Origin of the sequence: Shouchella shacheensis, assembly GCF_001484965.1 — a bacterium.
GTDB lineage: Bacteria > Bacillota > Bacilli > Bacillales > Bacillaceae_D > Shouchella > Shouchella shacheensis.
On sequence record NZ_LLYY01000086.1, the window covers coordinates 1 to 594 of the forward strand.

Sequence of the window (594 nt, forward strand, 5' to 3'; positions counted from 1 at the left end):
TAAACGGGCTCTGACTAGTTGTAGGCACACGGTTTCAGGATCTCTTTCACTCCCCTTCCGGGGTGCTTTTCACCTTTCCCTCACGGTACTGGTTCACTATCGGTCACTAGGGAGTATTTAGCCTTGGGAGATGGGCCTCCCGGATTCCGACGGGGTTACACGTGTCCCGCCGTACTCAGGATCCACTCTGGAGGAAACGATGTTTCAGCTACAGGGCTGTTACCTTGTTCCGCGCGCCTTTCCAGGACGCTTCGCTTACACCGTTTCTTTGTAACTCCGTCTAGAGTGTCCTACAACCCCAGGAGGCAAGCCTCCTGGTTTGGGCTGTTTCCGTTTCGCTCGCCGCTACTCGGGAAATCGCAATTGCTTTCTCTTCCTCTGGGTACTGAGATGTTTCAGTTCCCCAGGTCTGCCTCCACGTATCCTATGGGTTCAGATACGGGTACCACCCCATTACGAGTGGTGGGTTCCCCCATTCGGAGATCTCCGGATCCAAGCTTACTTACAGCTCCCCGAAGCATATCGCTGTTCGTCGCGTCCTTCGTCGGCTCCTAGTGCCAAGGCATTCACCGTGCGCCCTTTCTAACTTATCCT

At 54.7% G+C, this 594-nt stretch carries 1 rRNA gene; it reads right to left on the reverse strand.

Going from position 1 to position 594, the window contains the following annotated elements:
* Positions 1 to 593, reverse strand: a 23S ribosomal RNA gene (locus AVZ68_RS19470); the annotation flags it as partial.
* Between the last annotated feature and the right edge of the window lies 1 nt (position 594).